The following is a 1653-nucleotide window of genomic DNA, read 5'->3' on the forward strand; positions in this document are numbered from 1 at the left end:
CCCCTGCGGAACCCACCTCGTCGGCTCCATCTGCAGCGCCGACTGAGGACACGTCGGCGAATGAGGCCACGACCGCCTCGGCGATGGACACCGGACCCACTGACCCATCGGACCCGCAGCAGTCACAGCAGAAGGACGACGCCGAGGCGGGGGCCGGGGAGGAATATCCCCTGGGCACCCGGTTCTCCGGACCGGCCGCGCCCTCGGCACCGACGGTGAAGCGGACTCAGGTGAAACGGTCCCAGGTGCACAAGCGCTCCGCACAGACCCGACCCCAACAACTCAAGAAGATCACCGTTCCCGGCCTCGTGCTCATCGGTATCGTGATCCTGATGATCGGGGCGTTCGTCATCCCGAACATCGTCCCCGCCGGTTCCCGGGACTCACCGCAGACGATCGAATCGGAGGAGCAGATCAACCCGGCCTCCGAGCTCTCGGTCGAGACGACGGACGATGTCGTCCCCGGCTTCGACAACTCGCCGAGGTGGGAGACGAAGATCCCCCAGGACGCCTCGGTGACAGCCTCGGATCGCGGCGTGCTCGTCGTCGACGGAGGCAAGCTCCGGGTCCTCGACTCCGACACGGGCAAGACTCGATACTCGGGAAAGACCAGCGAAGCCCCCACGTTCGCCGTCGACACGACCATCGACGGCAAGCCCGCGCTGCTGTGGCAGGCCGGTGACACGGCCAAGGCCCTCATCGACGGCGAGGACGAGCCCCAGAGCTACGAGCTGCCGGAGAAGGCTCGCATCACTTCAGCCGGCACCAGTGTCCTCGTCAAGTCGGGCAACAAACTGTCCACGTTCGGCAGCGACGGTCTCGTCGACGTTCCGACACCTGCATCAGGGTCGACGCCGATGGCGATCGAGAACGACGAGCTCTTCAGCTCGGACTGGAACGGTCCGGTCAAGGCGAAGAACATCAAGACCGGCGATGAACGGTCCATCGAGCTCGAAGCCCCAGCCGATGAACTCCAGATCATCAAATGGGTCTCCGCCGGCCATGGCAAGGCGATCACCCTTTGGGGCGAGCAGGGAGCCTCAACGAATTCCGGGCACCGCATCCAGCTCGTCGTTCACTCCCTGGAGGACGGTTCCATCTTGTCGACAGTGACCACCACGACCGACATCGTCGGCGAGATGTCATGGGTGCGCGGCCAGGGCGGAAAGCGGGCCTACATCGGCCCATACCTCTTCGATCTGGAATCCGGGCTGCTGCTCATGGACACCTCCAGCAAGGACATCCATCTGTCTGAGCCACGTGGCACGATCGTCCCCTGCACAGTCGACAACGACGACTCCTGCCTCCTGGCAGGCAAGCACGCCTACCGCACAGACACCAACCTGCTGGCACTGACCGATGACGGCAACACCGCCATCGTCGACGGCACCGATTCGACGATCCGGGCCTATGACAAGAAGTCCGAAACGAGCGAGAAATAGCCCGTGACTTTCTCACCATTGGCGTAGCCATTAGGATGGATAGCGACGTGCCCGTCCGTCATGTCCCCTTGTATGTTTGATGCCGGAGCCCCCACCGCGAAGGAACACAGTGCCAGTCACACACGAGCTCAGCCGCACAGCGGCCGCCCTCGGTACTGCACTTGCCTTGGTGATGCTCCCGGTCGCGGGCACAATCGCTCCCGCGAATGCG

General features: G+C 64.1%; 1 protein-coding gene. It reads left to right on the top strand.

What is annotated here, in order from left to right; genetic code table 11:
• Positions 1-1442 (top strand): hypothetical protein (locus L0G76_RS16120; RefSeq protein ID WP_304358136.1); only part of this gene is annotated, 1442 nt, incomplete at its 5' end.
• Positions 1443-1653: the final 211 nt, after the last annotated feature.

The organism is Brevibacterium picturae, assembly GCF_030453725.1.
Taxonomy (GTDB): domain Bacteria; phylum Actinomycetota; class Actinomycetes; order Actinomycetales; family Brevibacteriaceae; genus Brevibacterium; species Brevibacterium sandarakinum_A.